Source organism: Streptomyces sp. NPDC019443, from assembly GCF_044389785.1.
GTDB lineage: Bacteria > Actinomycetota > Actinomycetes > Streptomycetales > Streptomycetaceae > Streptomyces.
Window position 1 is genome coordinate 242,688 of sequence record NZ_JBIRYJ010000001.1, and the last position, 15,274, is coordinate 257,961.

Here is a 15,274-nt window from a genome sequence, read left to right on the forward strand (position 1 = left end):
CGAGCGTTGTTGTGCTTCCGCGAGCACAGCGGGCCAAAGGAGTTATCGGTCGATAACGCTCGGGAAATGGCTCGTCATGAAGAGACGCCTGGCGCGGGCCGTGGGCGGAAGCTGGCCACAAGAATGTGGATACTGACAATCAGCGCCCACAGGGGGAAGACCAGCTCGGACCAGGCGATGCTGTCCGTCACGAGGAGCAGTGTCAGGGCGACGAGATAGCCCAGGAGGGAAAGCCAGCGCGGAAGAACTCCGAGCCGGTGCCCGATGGAGGAGGTCGAGAAGACGAACACCGCGGCCATGCGCATCGAGTAGGTCGTCAGAAGGCTGTAGGTGAAGTGCTGGCCGAATGACGACAGTTGCTCGTTGGAGCCGGCCCCGGACCCATCAGCCGTGGCCAGCAGGCTTCCGGCTGCTGCCGAGGCCCCGAAAAGAGTCGCCACGAACAGCAGACCGCTGCCCATGAATACAGTGGCGATGAACTTGTCTTCCGCTTCTCCGATACGTGCGCGCACAGCGCCCATGAACCACAGGAAGAAGATGCCCGCGAATGGGATGAGGTCGAGCGCCGTCTGAACCGTGCGCCGGCGCGAGGGATCGATGAACCAGTTGCTGCCGCCGTCGCTCGGCTCGTCCGGCATCGCCAGGCGGACCAGAACGATGGCGCCGGCCAGCAACAGGGCGAAGATGATCCCTACCAGGCCCGCGGCTCGTGGAGTGCGCAACGACTGCTGTCTCGTCTCCATGGGCGGTCGTGCGCTCCTCTCCCGGTCCCTGCGTCACCCGATCCGAGGACGGCTAGGACCAGCAAGCACCCGCGCACGCGGCAGCGCCACCCGGACCACGCGTGAGGGTGACGTGCGGGGACCAGCAGTGAGCCCCGGACCCGGCACGCGGACACGAGCTGTGCCGCACGGAGCTCGCGAGCGGGCCCTGCCTTGGGTGGGGGAGGACGGGGTTCCCGTGGAGCCTGCTCCCGCGGTCGTGACGCCGCGCGATCCGCTGCGGGTCATCAGCACCGGTGACCGGGGCGCCCTCGACCACGCGAGGGCCGCGGTCGCGAGGGCCGCGGTCGCGAGGGCCGCGGTATAGCTGCGGACACGACAGTCCCCGGCAAGTCCTTGCCGATGCCGTGAGTCTCAGTCGTCGCTGCTGGCTCCGATACCGACAGATTCCGCCGGGGGCCTGGCCAGAGCCGAGAAAAGGGTCACGCCACCTATGGACGTCTCCGTAGGCATTGCGGCTCTTTCCGGTTGTCCGGTGTATTGACCAGTTTCCTCCCGATTCTGTTCTAGTCAAGGGCCTGCCTCGTTTTCCGCGGGACGAAATCTTCGCCTCGCTGCGGGGGGCGTCCCGCTGGGCCACATCGGGCCGTCGGCCTCCGGACGTAGCCTTGAAATAACCCGCGCCCGCATCGGCGATCCCCCGGAGCTCTGCGCCACGGCCCGGGCACCCGAGTCGTGCCGCGGACGAACAGGGAACGCCTGGGGGAACGACGCCGGAGCAGGGTGACGGCATGAACGAGATCGAGATCATCACCACCGCATCACTCGGTGACACCAGCTACCTCCTCGTCAGCGGAGACGAGGCCGCGCTGGTCGACCCCCAGCGGGACAGCTGGGAGCTGATGGAGTCCTGTGCCTCCCGGGGGGTGCGGATCCGGTACGCCCTGGAGACGCATGTGCACAACGACTACGTCTCAGGCGCGCTGGAGGTCCGCGCGGCGACCGGCGCCACGGTGGCAGGCCCGGCACGGGCGCCGTACGCCTTCGACCACCTGCCGCTGGCGGAGAACGACGAGATCGCCGTCGGAGACGTGATCGTCCGGGCGATGGAGACACCCGGGCACACGGTCGAGCACACGTCGTACCTCGTCTTCGAAGACACCCAACCGGTGCCGACGGCCGTCTTCACCGGAGGCAGCCTGCTGGTCGGCAGCGCCGGCCGTACCGACCTGTCCGGTGACGACCACACCGAAGAGCTCGCCCGGGCGCAGTTCCGTTCGCTGAGGCGACTTTCGCCGCTGCCGGACGCCACCCGGGTGCTGCCGACGCACGGAGCGGGCAGCTCCTGCGCGGCAGGACCGGTGTTGCAGGACAGGACCACCACCGTGGGCGCCGAGCGGCGCACCAACCCCGCACTGACCACCCAGGACGAGGAGGAGTTCATCAGCCAACGGCTGTCCGGCTGCCTGGCGCCGTATCCCGCCTACTACCAGTACATGGCACCGATCAACCGGTTCGGACCGGGTGTTCTCGGTGGTCCGCCCGCTCTTATGCCGCTGACGCCGGGCATGGCGGAAGGAATGGCCGCGGGAGGAGCGCAGATCGTCGACGGGCGTGACCGCGGAACCTTCGCCGCGGCCCATGTGCCCGGGTCGCTCTGCGACGAGCTGGACGACCGTTTCGCGAGCCTGATCGGCGAGGTTGTGCCGTTCGGCACACGCATGGTGCTGCTGCTGCCGGAGCCGGCCGAGGAGGAGGCGGCGGCCGACGAGGCGATGACCCAGCTGCTGCGGATCGGATACGAGAACGTCGCGGGCTACCTGGAGGGAGGCATCTACGCCTGGCAGGCCGACGGCCGCCCGCTGCGTGCCTTCGGTACTGCGGACGTGTCCGAGCTGGCCGCGCACACCGCCGAGGTGCGGGTGCTCGACGTTCGGCCCATACGTCCGGAGGGCGGAATTCCGGGCGCGCTCGCCGTGCCCCTCGCCGAACTGCCCGGGCGGCTCGACGAGATCCCCAGGGACCGCGAGATATGGACAGTCTGCGGAAGCGGTCGCCGGGCGATCATCGCAGCGAGCCTGCTCGACCAGGCCGGTATGCCCGTGACGGCGGTGGTCAGCGGTGGCGTGCAGGATCTGATGGCACTCATGTGAGTGAGGAGAAGATCATGGGCAGCAGTGGCTACGCACATCCGGAGACGCTGGTGGACACCGAGTGGCTGGCCGCCCACCTCGACGACGGAACGGTGCGTGTCATCGACGTGGACGAGGACACCACCGCATACGAAAATGACCACATCCCCGGCTCCGTCGGCTGGCATTGGACCAGGGACCTGCACACCGCCGTGGGCCGTGACTACCTGGACCGCGCCGCGCTCGGGCGGCTTCTGGCCGCGGCCGGCGTGGAGGACGACACCACCGTGGTCCTCTACGGGGGCAACAACAACTGGTTTGCGGCGTACGCCTACTGGATCCTGCGGCTGCGCGGCTTCAGCAAGGTGAAGCTGCTCGACGGCGGGCGCAAGAAGTGGGAGCTGGAAGGCCGGGAGATGACCCAGGAGGTCATGGACCGCCGGCACACCGGCTTCACGGTGGCGGGGGAGGAGAACCCGCAGTTCCGCGCGCTGCGCGGCGAAGTGCTGGAGAAGGTGGGGTCCGCCGCTCGCCTGGTCGACGTACGGTCCCCGGAAGAGTATCGGGGCGAGAAGCTGGCGCCCCCTCACCTGCCGCAGGAGCAGGCACAGGTGCCCGGCCACATCCCCGGCGCGGCCAACGTCCCCTGGGCGCAGGCGGCCAACGACGACGGGACGTTCAAGTCGGCCGACGAGCTGAAGGCGCTCTACGCGCGGAAGGGCATCACGTCCGACCGCGAGGTCATCGCCTACTGCCGTATCGGTGAGCGCTCGTCGCACACCTGGTTCGCCCTCCACGAACTGCTTGGCTACCCGGACGTCAAGAACTACGACGGCTCCTGGACCGAGTACGGCTCGCTGGTACGGGCCCCCGTTGAGATGGGGTGATCGCGTGGCTTCTGCACCGGACGGAGTCCTATGAGGCTGTCTACATTGGTGTCATAGCTGCCAGGTGTCGCACAGGGAATTGACAAGCAGGCTTTGGCGGGCGTCCAACGTGGCAGGGGTCCAACTGTCTGAGCCGACGACCTGCGCGGTCAAGGCGAAGTTGACCACACCGAGCTTGCCCGTGAAGTACCGAACCTTCTTCGTGGCGAAGTCGTAATTCCGTGCTTCGGAGTTCTTGTAGCGGTTGAGCAGAACCAGGTTTCCAATACGGTTCGTCCAGAATTGCCGTTGCTCGTCGGTGAAGTCGGCCTGCCACTGAGAGTCCGGTTTCGGGGTTTGCGGCAACACGTGCTCGACGGTGATCAATGGATGGGTGTAGGCGACACCTGAGCTGTTGGCCAGTACTTCGTCCAAACGCAGCAGGATATACTTGCGGGTTCTCACATCCAGGTACAGAGGCCCGGCGATGCGTTCGCGGGTAGCGGCCCGCTCCTGTTCTGTGAGTTGGAGGGAGGGGGAGGTAAGCCCCTGGCCGGCGTCCAGCTCTCTCAGCAGCTCCGCGTAACGCTGGACTCGTGGAGTGGTGTACACGCGACGGATGAACATGCTGGCGGCAAGGCGTTCCAGGGCTTGGAGGAACCTGTCCAGCCACTCTGCGTCCGGCCCGTGATTGCGAAGCGCCCAGAGTGCCGACGGCCGCCAGTCGTTGTTGTCGATCTGCACCAAGCGCCGGAACCAGGCATTGACGCGCTCCGCTCCGGTTTCGGCCCGATAGTCATGATCCCGAATTTGGGCGTAGGCATCCGCGTAGGGCACCAGGACGTCGTTGACGAAGAGCTGTGCCTTGCCCGGCAGGAAGCGCGTGTTGAGGACCTGCTTGGGAAACTCCTTGAGCAGTTCCGCCTTGGCGCGCTCTTTCGCATAGATCATCCGCAGGTGCAGGAAGAGATCGGCGAAGTCGTCGCGGCCCAGCGCCTCCTCCGCGTCCTCCCACTTGGCGGCAGCCGCGTCCTCGGCGGCAGAATCTCCGAGGTCGCCGATGATCAGTGATTTGAAGATGTCGGCAGGGGACAGGTCGAGCCCGCGGGCGTTCATGACGCTGAAGATCCGGTGGGCGCTGTCGAGGTCCGGTGTGCTCACGACGACCAGGTAGGTGCGCATGATCAGCATCCGCACGAGCTCCAGTCGGCGGTGGGCCGTCCACGAAGACAGTTCCTTGTGGAGGGCTTCGGCATTGGAGCGCACGGCCTTCTGCGCGTCGGTCTTCAACCCGGCCGCCGACAGTTCCAGCAGTGCGGAGACAGCGCCCTGTGTCTGCACGTAGTTGCGGAAGAAATCGGCATCCTTGCTGCGCAGAGTCAGCCTTGGTTTGGCGGGCAGTCCTTTCGATATCTTTCCCGGCTCACAGACAGCCGCGTCCAATTCCGTCCGTAGGCCCGGATCATCGGTGAGATCCCGCAGGACCGCGAGCAGGATCGTCAGTGTGGTCAATCGCTGCTGTCCGTCGATGACGTCCGCGACGGAGTGGGAAGGCTCCTTCACGAGGACGATGGACCCTAGGAAGTACGGCTCATCCGATCCGCTGTCCAAAGCCTCGACAAGGTCGGACAGCAGTTGTTCGGCCTGCTCGACCTCCCACGCGTAGGGGCGTTGATACGTCGGGATGTGAAATTCGTAGTCGCTGCAGAACACCTTGTCCAGCGGCATCTCGTGAGCTTCGAGCTGCTTCATGCCACTATCGTTTCGCGGAAGGGGCGTGTGCACCCGAAGAACACGAAATCTGCCCGCCCGTGCTCTGGTTCCGCATGTCGCCGCAGGGCAGCCGGGGGACTGGGTGAGGCTTCCCCGAGTCGGCGTCCGGTGTCTGCAACGGCGGCGCGTAAAAATCCGTTGACGGCGACGCACCGGCCCCGGCTATGGTTCCTCTGGTTCGGAGGGGTCCGATTCGGCCCTCGACGCGAGCATGAGATGAGCAGGAGGTGAGGACCGTGATGACTGTCACAGCGCTGGGCGCTGCCCAGGTCCAGATCATCAATCCCACTCCCGTGGTCTCCGGCTGACCTCTCCTTCATCTCCGCGCCGAAGTGCGCGTGCCGGGGCCACCCTTGTGAAGGGTCACCCCTTGTCTTTCTCTTCTCCTCAGGCTGCCTCGCACCCTCTCGCCCCGTATGGCTGGGATGAGGGATGGGAGGCGGAGTTCTCTCCGTACGCCGAGCAGGGGCTGCTGCCCGGCCGGGTCGTACGGGTCGACCGTGGCCAGTGCGATGTCCTCACCGCCGACGGGCTGGTCCGCGCCGACACCGCGTTCGTGACGCCGCACGATCCGCTGCGGGTCGTCTGCACCGGTGACTGGGGCGCCGTCGACCGGGACGGCGATCCCCGCTTCGTACGGACGTATCTGCCGCGCCGTACCGCCTTTGTACGTTCCACCTCGTCGAACCGCTCCGAGGGGCAGATCCTCGCCGCCAACGTCGACCACGCGATCATCGCGGTCTCGCTCGCCGTCGAGCTCGACCTCGGGCGGATCGAACGGTTCCTCGCGCTGGCGTGGGAGAGCGGGGCGCAGCCGCTGGTCGTCCTCACCAAGGCGGACCTCGTACCGGATGTGACCGGGCTTTCGTACCTCGTCCAGGACGTGGAGACGACCGCGCCGGGAGTGCAGGTGCTGCCCGTCAGTTCGGCGACCGGCGAGGGCGTCGGCGTGCTCGCGGCAGTCGTGTCGGGCGGTACGAGCGTGCTGCTCGGGGCGTCCGGCGCGGGCAAGTCGACGCTCGCCAACGCGCTGCTCGGCGAGGACGTGATGGATGTTCAGGCCACCCGCGACGTCGACGGCAAGGGCCGGCACACCACGACGACCCGTAACCTCCTCGCCCTGCCCGGCGGGGGCGTGCTCATCGACACCCCGGGGCTGCGGGGGGTCGGGCTGTGGGACGCGGAGGCCGGTGTGGGCCAGGTCTTCTCGGAGATCGAGGAGCTCGCCGAGGGGTGCCGCTTCCACGACTGCGCGCACGATGCGGAGCCGGGGTGCGCGGTGCTCGCCGCGATCGAGGACGGTTCGCTGCCGGAGCGGCGGCTGGAGAGCTACCGCAAGTTGCTGCGGGAGAACCAGCGCATCGTCGCGAAGACGGACGCGAGGGTGCGGGCGGAGATTCTGCGTGACTGGAAGCAGAAGGGCGCGGAGGGCCGCGCGGCGATGCAGGCGAAGCGCGGCCGCGTGCGCTGATTCTCGGGCCCCGGCCCCGGGCCCCGGCCCCGGGCCTCAATCGCCGGCGAGACTGAAAGCCGGGGCTCCGCCCCGGACCCGCGCCTCAATCTCCCCCGGACGAAGTCTGGGGGAGATTGAGGCCAACGCCCGAAGGGCGTACGGGGCTGGGTGGGGAACAGGCCCCCTACTCCTCCAGGCCCCAGCTGTGAACCTTCCTCGGGTGGATCCGAATCAGCTCCTCGCTGAAGTGCGGCCCCAACTCGTGTGGCCCCGTCAGGAGTTCCGCCTCGCCCCGGATGTCCACTCCGCGTACCTTCCACGGGCGGAAGCTCACAATGTCGTCGACAACCAGCGCCACCTTCGGGTTCGACTTCAGGTTGCGCCACTTCTTCGTCGTGCCCAGCGCATAGCCGCCGATCAGGATCGTCCCGTCGTCCTGCGGGAAGAAGCCGACCGGGTTCGCCTGCGGCTGGCCCTTCGGGTCGACGGTCGCCAGCCGGCCCAGTCGCTGGGACGAGAGGTACGCGCGCTCGGCTTCGCTGAATTCGGTCATGAACAACAGCCTCACACGCGTACCTCGTCTGCCGCATCGGATGCGGGACCTAGGCGAGTCCTAGGACCTCAGCCCGGTTTCACGCCGGACTGGCTCACGCCGGACTGGTTCACGCCGGTCAGGGTCACGTCGGTCAGGCCGGCAGCCCCCACGCCGGGGCCGGCGCGTTCGGCTTCACCGGGCGGATGCGGAGGTCCGGACGGTCCCCCCGCGCCGTGATCAGCGCCGATTCGCCCTTCCGTAGCCGGATGCGGATCGCGCCGTCCCCCGCCTCCTCCCATCGCAGCCGACCGTCCCGACCGTCCCGCCCGTCGCGGACCTCGATCTCGCCCTCGATGCCGTGTCGTACGACGCACGGCGCGCCCGCCTCGCTCGTGATCCGGATCCAGCGGGTCCTGCCCGCCTCCCGTACCGCGCTGAGCAGGAACGCCCCCTGCGTACGGAAGTCGTGCACGACCAGTTCCCGCCATGCCGCCGGCAGCGCCGGGAAGACCCGGATCACCCCGCCCCACGACTGGCACACCATGTCGTGCAGCGACTGCGCCGCCGAGAGCGGGGTCTCGATGACCGGGCCCGACTCCTTGTACATGGTGTTGGCCTGGATGAAGCGGGTCATCAGCTCGCCCAGATACTTCAGTGCGTCCTCTCCCTTGCCCAGCAGCGCGGACATGGACGCCGCGCCCGTGAACGTATAGCCCTGCAGCGCCCCTTCGAAGCTGACCCAGTGGCTGAGCGACTTCTCGATCAGGGCGCGCTCCTGCGGCGTGCGGCCGGTGATCTCGTACAGCGGGTAGACCGCGAGGAGATGCGAGTAGTGGCGGTGCGACTTCGCGAAGGGGACCCCGGCGCCGATCATGTAACCGTTGGCGTCCACCGGATACGGGACGAGCTTGGCCAGGACCTCCTGCCAACGGGGCTCCAGCGGATCGGAGATGCCCAGTTCGGCGGCCGAGTCGATGAGTGTGCGGCAGCCCCAGCGCAGCAGCATCAGGTCGTAGTTGCAGTCCGGGGCGTCCACTCCGTACTCCGGCGAGAACGTCGGCGGCAGATGCAGCTTGCCGTCCGGGCCGGGGTCGAGGAAGTGCAGGTAGTAATTGACCGCCTTGCGCAGCAGCGGGAAGAGGAGGTCGCGCAGCAGCGACTCGTCCATGGTGTGGCGGTAGGAGAGCCAGACGTTGTGCAGCGCCCAGGTCAGGTTGCCGACCTCGGGGGTGGGCGGGTTCTGGCCGGGGATGCCGACGCCGTAGCCGTTGCCGTTCGGGGTGGCGCCGCCGTTGACCAGGCGGGTGTCGGTGGTGCGGGGGATGCCCGCGGAGTCGCCGCGGTAGGGGGCGGCGACCTCGGCGGTCAGCTGGTTCCGGAATTCGCCCAAGGCCCTTGATACGGCGTCGAGTTCGAGATGGTTGGAACCGTGGATCAGCCAGTACTCCAGCTGGACGTTGAGGTTCCACCAGGTGTTGGGCCACGGGGTGGACTCCAGCCAGGGGCCGCAGGTCGCCATGACGGGGGCGTCGCGCCGGGCCGCCGCGGCCGTCTTGTACAGCTGGATCCAGTAGAACCGCTGCAGCCGCGCGTCGGGCAGTGACAGGAAGCTCTTGCGGTAGAAGCGCTCCCACCAGGTGCGGTGGGGTCGGGCGAGTACGTCGTACGGAACCGAGGACGCGCCCCGCACCGTACGCAGCGCCCGGTCGCGGGCGGTCGTCTTCGGGAACGAGTGCGCGACGGAGACGTACAGCGTCCGCTTCTGGACCTGGGTCCGCTCCCGCCAGGCGGTGACATGCTGGCCGCCCGCGAGCAACGGCTGGATGGCGGCGGTCAGTTCGCCGTGCCGCTCGACGACGGGGGGCGGGTTGCCGGTGTACCCGTCGGGCAGCGGACGGAAGGCGGCGCGCGGACTGATGGCATCGGCCGGGTGGAAAACCCAGCGGAAGTCCTTCTCGCCCTCACTCGGGGTGATCTCGACGGCGAGTACGGACGTTGTGGTGTGCACGAAGGCGCGCACGCGCAGGGTGCCCGCCGTGGTGGTGATGGTGCCGGTGAGTTCGGCGTCGCGCAGCCGCAGCCGCCAGTCGAGACCGGTGATGGTGCCGACGGGCTCCAGAGTGAAGTGGCCGATGGGCAGCCGGGCGAGGCCGAAGAGGGAGCCGAACTGCGGGCGGTGGTCCTGGACTTCGGAGTGCTGGACATTGAAGCGGACGGCGTTCTTGCCCCCGGGCTCGGCGTAGATGCCGGAGCCGAGGCAGCCATTGCCGAGATACGGGCCCTCGTACCAAGTCTTCGGCATCTTCTGCCAGACGAGGTCGGCGTCGTCGAGGACCGTGCGCCAGGAGTCCTCGGGCGCGGTGAGGGAGGCTGCCCCGACGAGAGCGGACGAGGGCGCGGCCTGTGCGGGGATCGTTCCGGCGGTGCCCACCACCAGCGCTCCGCCGATCGCCGTGCCCGTGGCAAGGACGGTTCTCCTGGACGGGTCCCTGGACGGGTCTGATGCGGTGGCCATGTCGCCTCCTGGCGGCTCGTACGCAGACATGTCAATTCATCCGAGCTATCCCTCGACGGAAGGTAGGGAAGCGGTGAGAGGCAGTCAATACAGCGGGAGAGATCCGATGTGTTTCTCTCTATCTGGACGGTGTTCAGCACATCGGTGCCAGGGAGGGCTCGGCGCCGTCAGCCGGAGATCACCACGCCCAGCCACGCCCCCACGACCAGCAGACAGGCGAACAGCTCCACCAGCACACTCGTCCCCGCCGCCCGCATCACCGCCCGGGTGGAGGCCACCGCCGGACCGTGCCCGCCGAGCCGCTGCCGCTCGGAGGCGTAGATCCCCCCGATGAATCCCGGTATCGCGCCCACGACGGGCACCAGGATGAAACCGACGAGCGCCCCCGCGCCCGCCCACACCACCATGCGCCGGGTCACCCCCACCCCACGCGGCCGGCGCGGCGGCAGCTGCCACACCACTACCTGGTCGATCAGCAGCACCACCGTCGAGGCCACCAGCAACGCCCAGGCCGGACCGGACTTCACGTTCATCGACCACCACAGGACGGCGGCCCATATCAGCCAGCGTCCCGGCACGCCGGGGACGAGTACCCCGAACAGGCCCAGCAGCATCACCAGGCCGACCATCAGGAGCTGCCACACGCCCATCTGCCAAGGGTGCAGGATGGGGATCACTACCGCAGGTCGCGAGCCACCCAGCCCTTCGCGTACGCCTGCCAGCCGAGCTGCATCCGGGTCGTCACGCCGGTCAGCTCCATCAGCCCCTTCACACGGCGCTGTACGGTCCGCAGCCCCAGGTCCAGCTGCTTGGCCACGCTCGCGTCCGTCATCCCGGCGAGCAGCAGCGAAAGGATCTCCAGATCCGTGGCATCGGGCCCCGCCGCGTCCTCCTCCGAAACCCCGCCGCCCGCTCCGAGCCGCAGCCGCAGCGGCAGCGCCTCCCGCCACACCGCCTCGAACAGGCCCATCAGCGACTCCAGCAGCCCGCTCGCATGGACGACGAGCGCCGCGGGCTCCGCCCCGCGCGCCGTCAGCGGCAGCATCGCCAGGGCGCGGTCGGCGACGACAAGCTTGGTCGGCACCCGGTCCACCGCACGTACCTGCTCCTCACGGCCCAGCGCCGCGGTCAGCTCGGTGATGCCCGCGGGCGCCGCAAGCACCGCCCGCTCGATGACCACGCGGTACGTCACCCCGCGCTGTGCCGCCTTCTCCTCGGCCTCGTTGTCCGTGGCGGAGATGGCCATCGGATCGCCGGTGACCAGGGCGCAGACCTCCTCGGCCGCGCCCAGTTGGAGCTGTAGGAAACGGTGCGCGATGGCGCTCGCGCCCGTCACCACCTCGACCAGGTCGTGCACGGCGGTCTCGGTGGCCTCGGCGCGGTACTCGTCGGCGAGAAGTGCTGCCGCCAGCTCCGCCCGGTCCAGCTCATGCCGTTGCTGGGTCAGCAGCGCGCCGAGCGCGACGCCTGGCGGGGCCGCCACCCAGCGGCCGGTGCGGGCCGACGACTGTGCCGCCAGCCCCTGTTGCTCCAGTCGGCGCAGCGCGCGCTCGGTGTCCGTCTCCGGCAGAGCGAGACGGTGGGCGAGGTCGGTGACCTCCGCCGCCCCGAGCGCGACCAGCGCGCGGTATGCCGACTCCTGTCTCTCGTCGAGACCTATCGCTCCCAGCACCCAGACCCCTCCCCGGACGTGCACTTCCCTGGCCGCCGTGGCGGAAACCGGCCACGGCGTATTCCCGCCGCGTACATCATCCCTGTCCCTGCTTCGGATGGGGAGAGCGATGCGCCCGACAGCGATGCCGCAAATTCCGTCATCCAGCTCGTGGCCAACGCATACACCGTGGCCTGAACACTTGTCGTACTGTGCTTTTTTGGGATGCCTCGTTTTCGTACGGCCGACGCGGTGGACAATAAGGGCATGAGTCAGCAGGGGGAGAGGCCCGCCGCCGAGGACGACTGGTGGAACCGGCTGTACGACGAGTCCGCCCCGGACATTGGTCCCGCGGCGAGGGCGGGCGACACGCTGGACGACCGATTCGACTCCGCGGCGGATGCGGTGGCCGCGGACGACCCGCCGGAGCCGCTTGACCCGCCCGAGCCGCCCGAAGCGGCGCCGGAACCGGCGCGTCCGCGCGCCTGGTGGGAGACGGATGCCGCCGCGCGGGAAACCCCGCCCCGGCCGACCGTGCCCCCACGGCAACGCGCACCGTGGGAACCGCCGACGACCCCCGAACGACCGCCCGCCTTACCACCCCTGCCGCCGCCCGAACCGCCCAGGACCGAACCGCCCAGGACCGAACCGCCCCGGACCGAACGGCCCCGGACCGAACGGCCCCGGACCGAACCGCCCCTGCCCGACCCGGCCCGGACCGAACGGCCCCGAACCGAACCGCCCCGGCCCGCCCCGGCTGTCCAGGCGCAGACCGGTGGCGCGCGGCCGCACGTCGCGTACGTCGGAGACGGCCCGCCCACCTACGACGCCGAGCCCACCGCCCTGCCCGCCGCCCAGCCGCAGGAGTTGGACGAGCTCGTCGCCGACACCGTGCTCGACGGCGCGAGCTACGGCACGTACACCCTGCGCGCCGTCTCCATCCGCGGGGACTCCGCGCGCTACCGCGGCGAGCCGCGACGCGACGCCCTGCTCACCGCGCGCTTCGGCACCGGGGACGCCGCGCTCGTCCTGGTCGCCGTCGCCAGCGGCGCACGCGCGGCCGAGGGCGCCCATCGCGCCGCCGCCGACGCCTGCCGCTGGATCGGCACAGCCGTCGGCCGCAGCCACGTCCGCCTCTCCGAGGACATAAGGGCAGGCCGCCGCGGCGACCTCAAGTCGGGCCTGCACCGGCTCACCGACCGCAGCTTCGGCAAGCTGCGCGCCAGCGCCGCCGAACAGGGCGTGGAGCCGCAGGAGTACACCGCCAACCTGCGGTGCCTGCTGCTCTCCGCCGACCCCGAGTGCCGTACCCGCGTGTTCTTCGGCGTCGGCGGTGGGGGGCTCTTCCGCCTCCGCGACGGTGTCTGGCAGGACCTCGAGCCCCTGGTTCCCGAGCCCGAGGCCGTCACCGGCGCACCCGTTGTCGGATTCGGCTCACCGCCCTCCGAGACCCCGGACGGCGACCGTCTCACCATGGACCTGGGGATCGCGACGCCCCCGTCCCCGTACATCGAGGCACCGCCCCCGCCACCCGCCGAACCGTTCCGGTTCCGCGCCTCCGTGGCCCACCCGGGCGACGCCCTGTTGCTGTGCAGCACCGGCCTCGCCGAACCGCTGCGCGGCGAGCCCGCCCTCGCCAAAGAGCTGGGCGGCCGCTGGGCGGACGGTGAGCCGCCGGGCCTGGCCGCGTTCCTCGCCGACACCCAGGTGAGGGTGAAGGGATACGCCGACGACCGTACGGCTGTCGCAGTCTGGGAGGCGTAACCGACCCCGCCATGGGTTGATGGATGTTCAAGCCCCAAGCCGAGAAAGGGTACGCATCCCATGGCCAAGCAGAATGTGGCGGAGCAGTTCGTCGACATCCTCGTCCGCGCCGGCGTCCAGCGGCTGTACGGAGTCGTCGGCGACAGCCTCAACCCCGTCGTCGACGCCATCCGCCGCAATTCCGCCATCGACTGGGTCCAGGTCAGGCACGAGGAGGCCGCCGCCTTCGCGGCGGGCGCCGAGGCCCAGATCACCGGGAAGCTCGCGGCCTGCGCCGGCTCCTGCGGCCCGGGCAACCTCCACCTCATCAACGGGCTGTACGACGCCCACCGCTCCATGGCCCCCGTGCTCGCCCTCGCCTCGCACATCCCCTCCAGCGAGATCGGCCTCGGCTACTTTCAGGAGACCCACCCCGACCAGCTGTTCCGCGAGTGCAGCCACTACAGCGAGCTGATCTCCAGCCCGCAGCAGATGCCGCGCCTGCTGCAGACCGCGATCCAGCACGCCATCGGCCGGAGCGGCGTCAGCGTCGTCTCGCTCCCCGGCGACATCGCCTCGCACTCCGCCCCGGAGAAGTCGATCGAGCACGCCCTGGTCACCTCCCGTCCCACCGTGCGACCTGGAGATGCGGAGATCGACAAGCTGGTCAGCATGATCGACGATGCGGACAGGGTCACGCTCTTCTGCGGCAGTGGCACGGCGGGCGCGCACGCCGAGCTCATGGAGTTCGCCGAGCGCATCAAGTCCCCGGTCGGGCATGCATTGCGCGGCAAGGAGTGGATTCAGTACGAGAACCCCTTCGACGTCGGCATGAGCGGTCTGCTCGGCTACGGCGCGGCTTACGAAGCCACCCACGAGTGCGACCTGCTGATCCTGCTCGGCACGGACTTCCCGTACAACGCCTTCCTCCCCGACGACGTCAAGATCGCTCAGGTCGACGTCAGGCCCGAACACCTGGGCCGCCGCTCCAAGCTGGATCTGGCCGTCTGGGGCGACGTACGCGAGACACTGCGCTGTCTCACCCCGCGCGTGCGGGCCAAGGCGGACCGCAGGTTCCTCGACAAGATGCTCAAGAAGCACGCCGACGCGCTCGAGGGTGTGATCAAGGCGTACACCCGCAAGGTGGAGAAGCACGTCCCGATCCACCCCGAGTACGTCGCCTCCGTACTGGACGAACTCGCCGACGAAGACGCGGTGTTCACCGTCGATACGGGTATGTGCAATGTGTGGGCGGCCCGCTATCTCTCGCCCAATGGCCGCCGCCGGATCATCGGCTCGTTCAGCCACGGCTCGATGGCGAACGCCCTGCCGCAGGCCATCGGCGCCCAGTTCATCGACCGGAACCGACAGGTCGTCTCGATGTCGGGCGACGGTGGCTTCACCATGCTGATGGGCGACTTCCTCACCCTCGTCCAGTACGACCTCCCCGTGAAGATCGTCCTGTTCAACAACTCCTCACTGAGCATGGTGGAGTTGGAGATGCTGGTCGCGGGACTCCCGTCATACGGAACCAGCAACCGCAATCCGGATTTCGCGGCGATCGCGCGGGCGGCGGGGGCGCACGGCGTACGGGTCGAGAAGCCCAAGCAGCTCGCGGGCGCGCTCAAGGACGCCTTCCGGCACAAGGGCCCCGCCCTGGTGGATGTGGTCACCGACCCGAACGCGCTCTCCATCCCGCCGAAGATCAGCGCGGAGATGGTGACGGGCTTCGCGCTCTCCGCCAGCAAGATCGTGCTGGACGGGGGCGTAGGCCGGATGGTCCAGATGGCCCGCTCCAATCTGCGGAATGTACCAAGGCTCTGACGCCGCTGCCGTTGGTTGAGGAATCGACATGAATCGGCATGAGTGGCGCTGTCCGCGCGG

Annotated in this window: 12 protein-coding genes; 6 read left to right on the forward strand and 6 right to left on the reverse strand. The window is 68.9% G+C overall.

Annotated features, from left to right (window positions below; genetic code table 11):
- Positions 1-74: 74 nt before the first annotated feature.
- Positions 75-743 carry a hypothetical protein gene (locus tag ACH492_RS01115; protein ID WP_398981471.1) on the reverse strand — a complete coding sequence of 223 codons (669 nt, stop codon included), beginning with the start codon at positions 741-743 and terminating at the stop codon, positions 75-77.
- Positions 744-960: 217 nt separating this feature from the next.
- Here ACH492_RS01115 and ACH492_RS01120 point away from each other — a divergent pair, with 217 nt between their 5' ends.
- The 3 genes from ACH492_RS01120 to ACH492_RS01130 all read left to right on the forward strand — a co-directional run bounded on the left by ACH492_RS01120 (position 961) and on the right by ACH492_RS01130 (position 3,741).
- Complete coding sequence (locus tag ACH492_RS01120) at positions 961-1,089, forward strand: hypothetical protein (protein WP_398981473.1); 129 nt, start codon at positions 961-963, stop codon at positions 1,087-1,089.
- 424 nt (positions 1,090-1,513) lie between these two features.
- A complete protein-coding gene (locus ACH492_RS01125) occupies positions 1,514-2,875 on the forward strand; it encodes a rhodanese-like domain-containing protein (protein ID WP_398981475.1) in 1,362 nt (453 codons plus the stop codon).
- A gap of 14 nt (positions 2,876-2,889) precedes the next feature.
- Positions 2,890-3,741, forward strand: a complete 852-nt coding sequence (locus ACH492_RS01130; protein WP_398981477.1) for a sulfurtransferase — start codon at positions 2,890-2,892, stop codon at positions 3,739-3,741.
- Positions 3,742-3,792: 51 nt separating this feature from the next.
- On the opposite strand, the gene ACH492_RS01135 is transcribed toward ACH492_RS01130, so the two are convergent.
- Positions 3,793-5,472: a DUF262 domain-containing protein gene (locus tag ACH492_RS01135; protein ID WP_398981479.1), complete on the reverse strand. Its 1,680-nt coding sequence runs from the start codon at positions 5,470-5,472 to the stop codon at positions 3,793-3,795.
- A 391-nt stretch (positions 5,473-5,863) separates the two neighbouring features.
- Here ACH492_RS01135 and rsgA point away from each other — a divergent pair, with 391 nt between their 5' ends.
- On the forward strand, positions 5,864-6,964 hold the full coding sequence (gene rsgA, locus ACH492_RS01140) for a ribosome small subunit-dependent GTPase A (protein ID WP_398981481.1): 1,101 nt from the start codon (positions 5,864-5,866) through the stop codon (positions 6,962-6,964).
- Positions 6,965-7,130: 166 nt separating this feature from the next.
- On the opposite strand, the gene ACH492_RS01145 is transcribed toward rsgA, so the two are convergent.
- The 4 genes from ACH492_RS01145 to ACH492_RS01160 all read right to left on the reverse strand — a co-directional run bounded on the left by ACH492_RS01145 (position 7,131) and on the right by ACH492_RS01160 (position 11,668).
- A complete protein-coding gene (locus tag ACH492_RS01145; protein ID WP_398981483.1) occupies positions 7,131-7,499 on the reverse strand; it encodes a PPOX class F420-dependent oxidoreductase in 369 nt (122 codons plus the stop codon).
- A 133-nt stretch (positions 7,500-7,632) separates the two neighbouring features.
- Positions 7,633-9,996 carry a glycosyl hydrolase family 95 catalytic domain-containing protein gene (locus ACH492_RS01150; protein ID WP_398981485.1) on the reverse strand — a complete coding sequence of 788 codons (2,364 nt, stop codon included), beginning with the start codon at positions 9,994-9,996 and terminating at the stop codon, positions 7,633-7,635.
- A gap of 167 nt (positions 9,997-10,163) precedes the next feature.
- Positions 10,164-10,646, reverse strand: a complete 483-nt coding sequence (locus tag ACH492_RS01155; RefSeq protein ID WP_398981487.1) for a DUF456 domain-containing protein — start codon at positions 10,644-10,646, stop codon at positions 10,164-10,166.
- Positions 10,647-10,672: 26 nt separating this feature from the next.
- Positions 10,673-11,668, reverse strand: a complete 996-nt coding sequence (locus tag ACH492_RS01160; protein WP_398981489.1) for a helix-turn-helix domain-containing protein — start codon at positions 11,666-11,668, stop codon at positions 10,673-10,675.
- Positions 11,669-11,914: 246 nt separating this feature from the next.
- On the opposite strand from ACH492_RS01160, the gene ACH492_RS01165 reads away from it, so the two are divergent.
- Both ACH492_RS01165 and ACH492_RS01170 read left to right on the forward strand, forming a co-directional pair.
- Positions 11,915-13,411, forward strand: coding sequence for a protein phosphatase 2C domain-containing protein (locus ACH492_RS01165; protein WP_398981491.1), 1,497 nt, complete (start codon positions 11,915-11,917; stop codon positions 13,409-13,411).
- A 60-nt stretch (positions 13,412-13,471) separates the two neighbouring features.
- Positions 13,472-15,214: a pyruvate dehydrogenase gene (locus ACH492_RS01170; protein WP_398981493.1), complete on the forward strand. Its 1,743-nt coding sequence runs from the start codon at positions 13,472-13,474 to the stop codon at positions 15,212-15,214.
- Positions 15,215-15,274 lie beyond the last annotated feature (60 nt).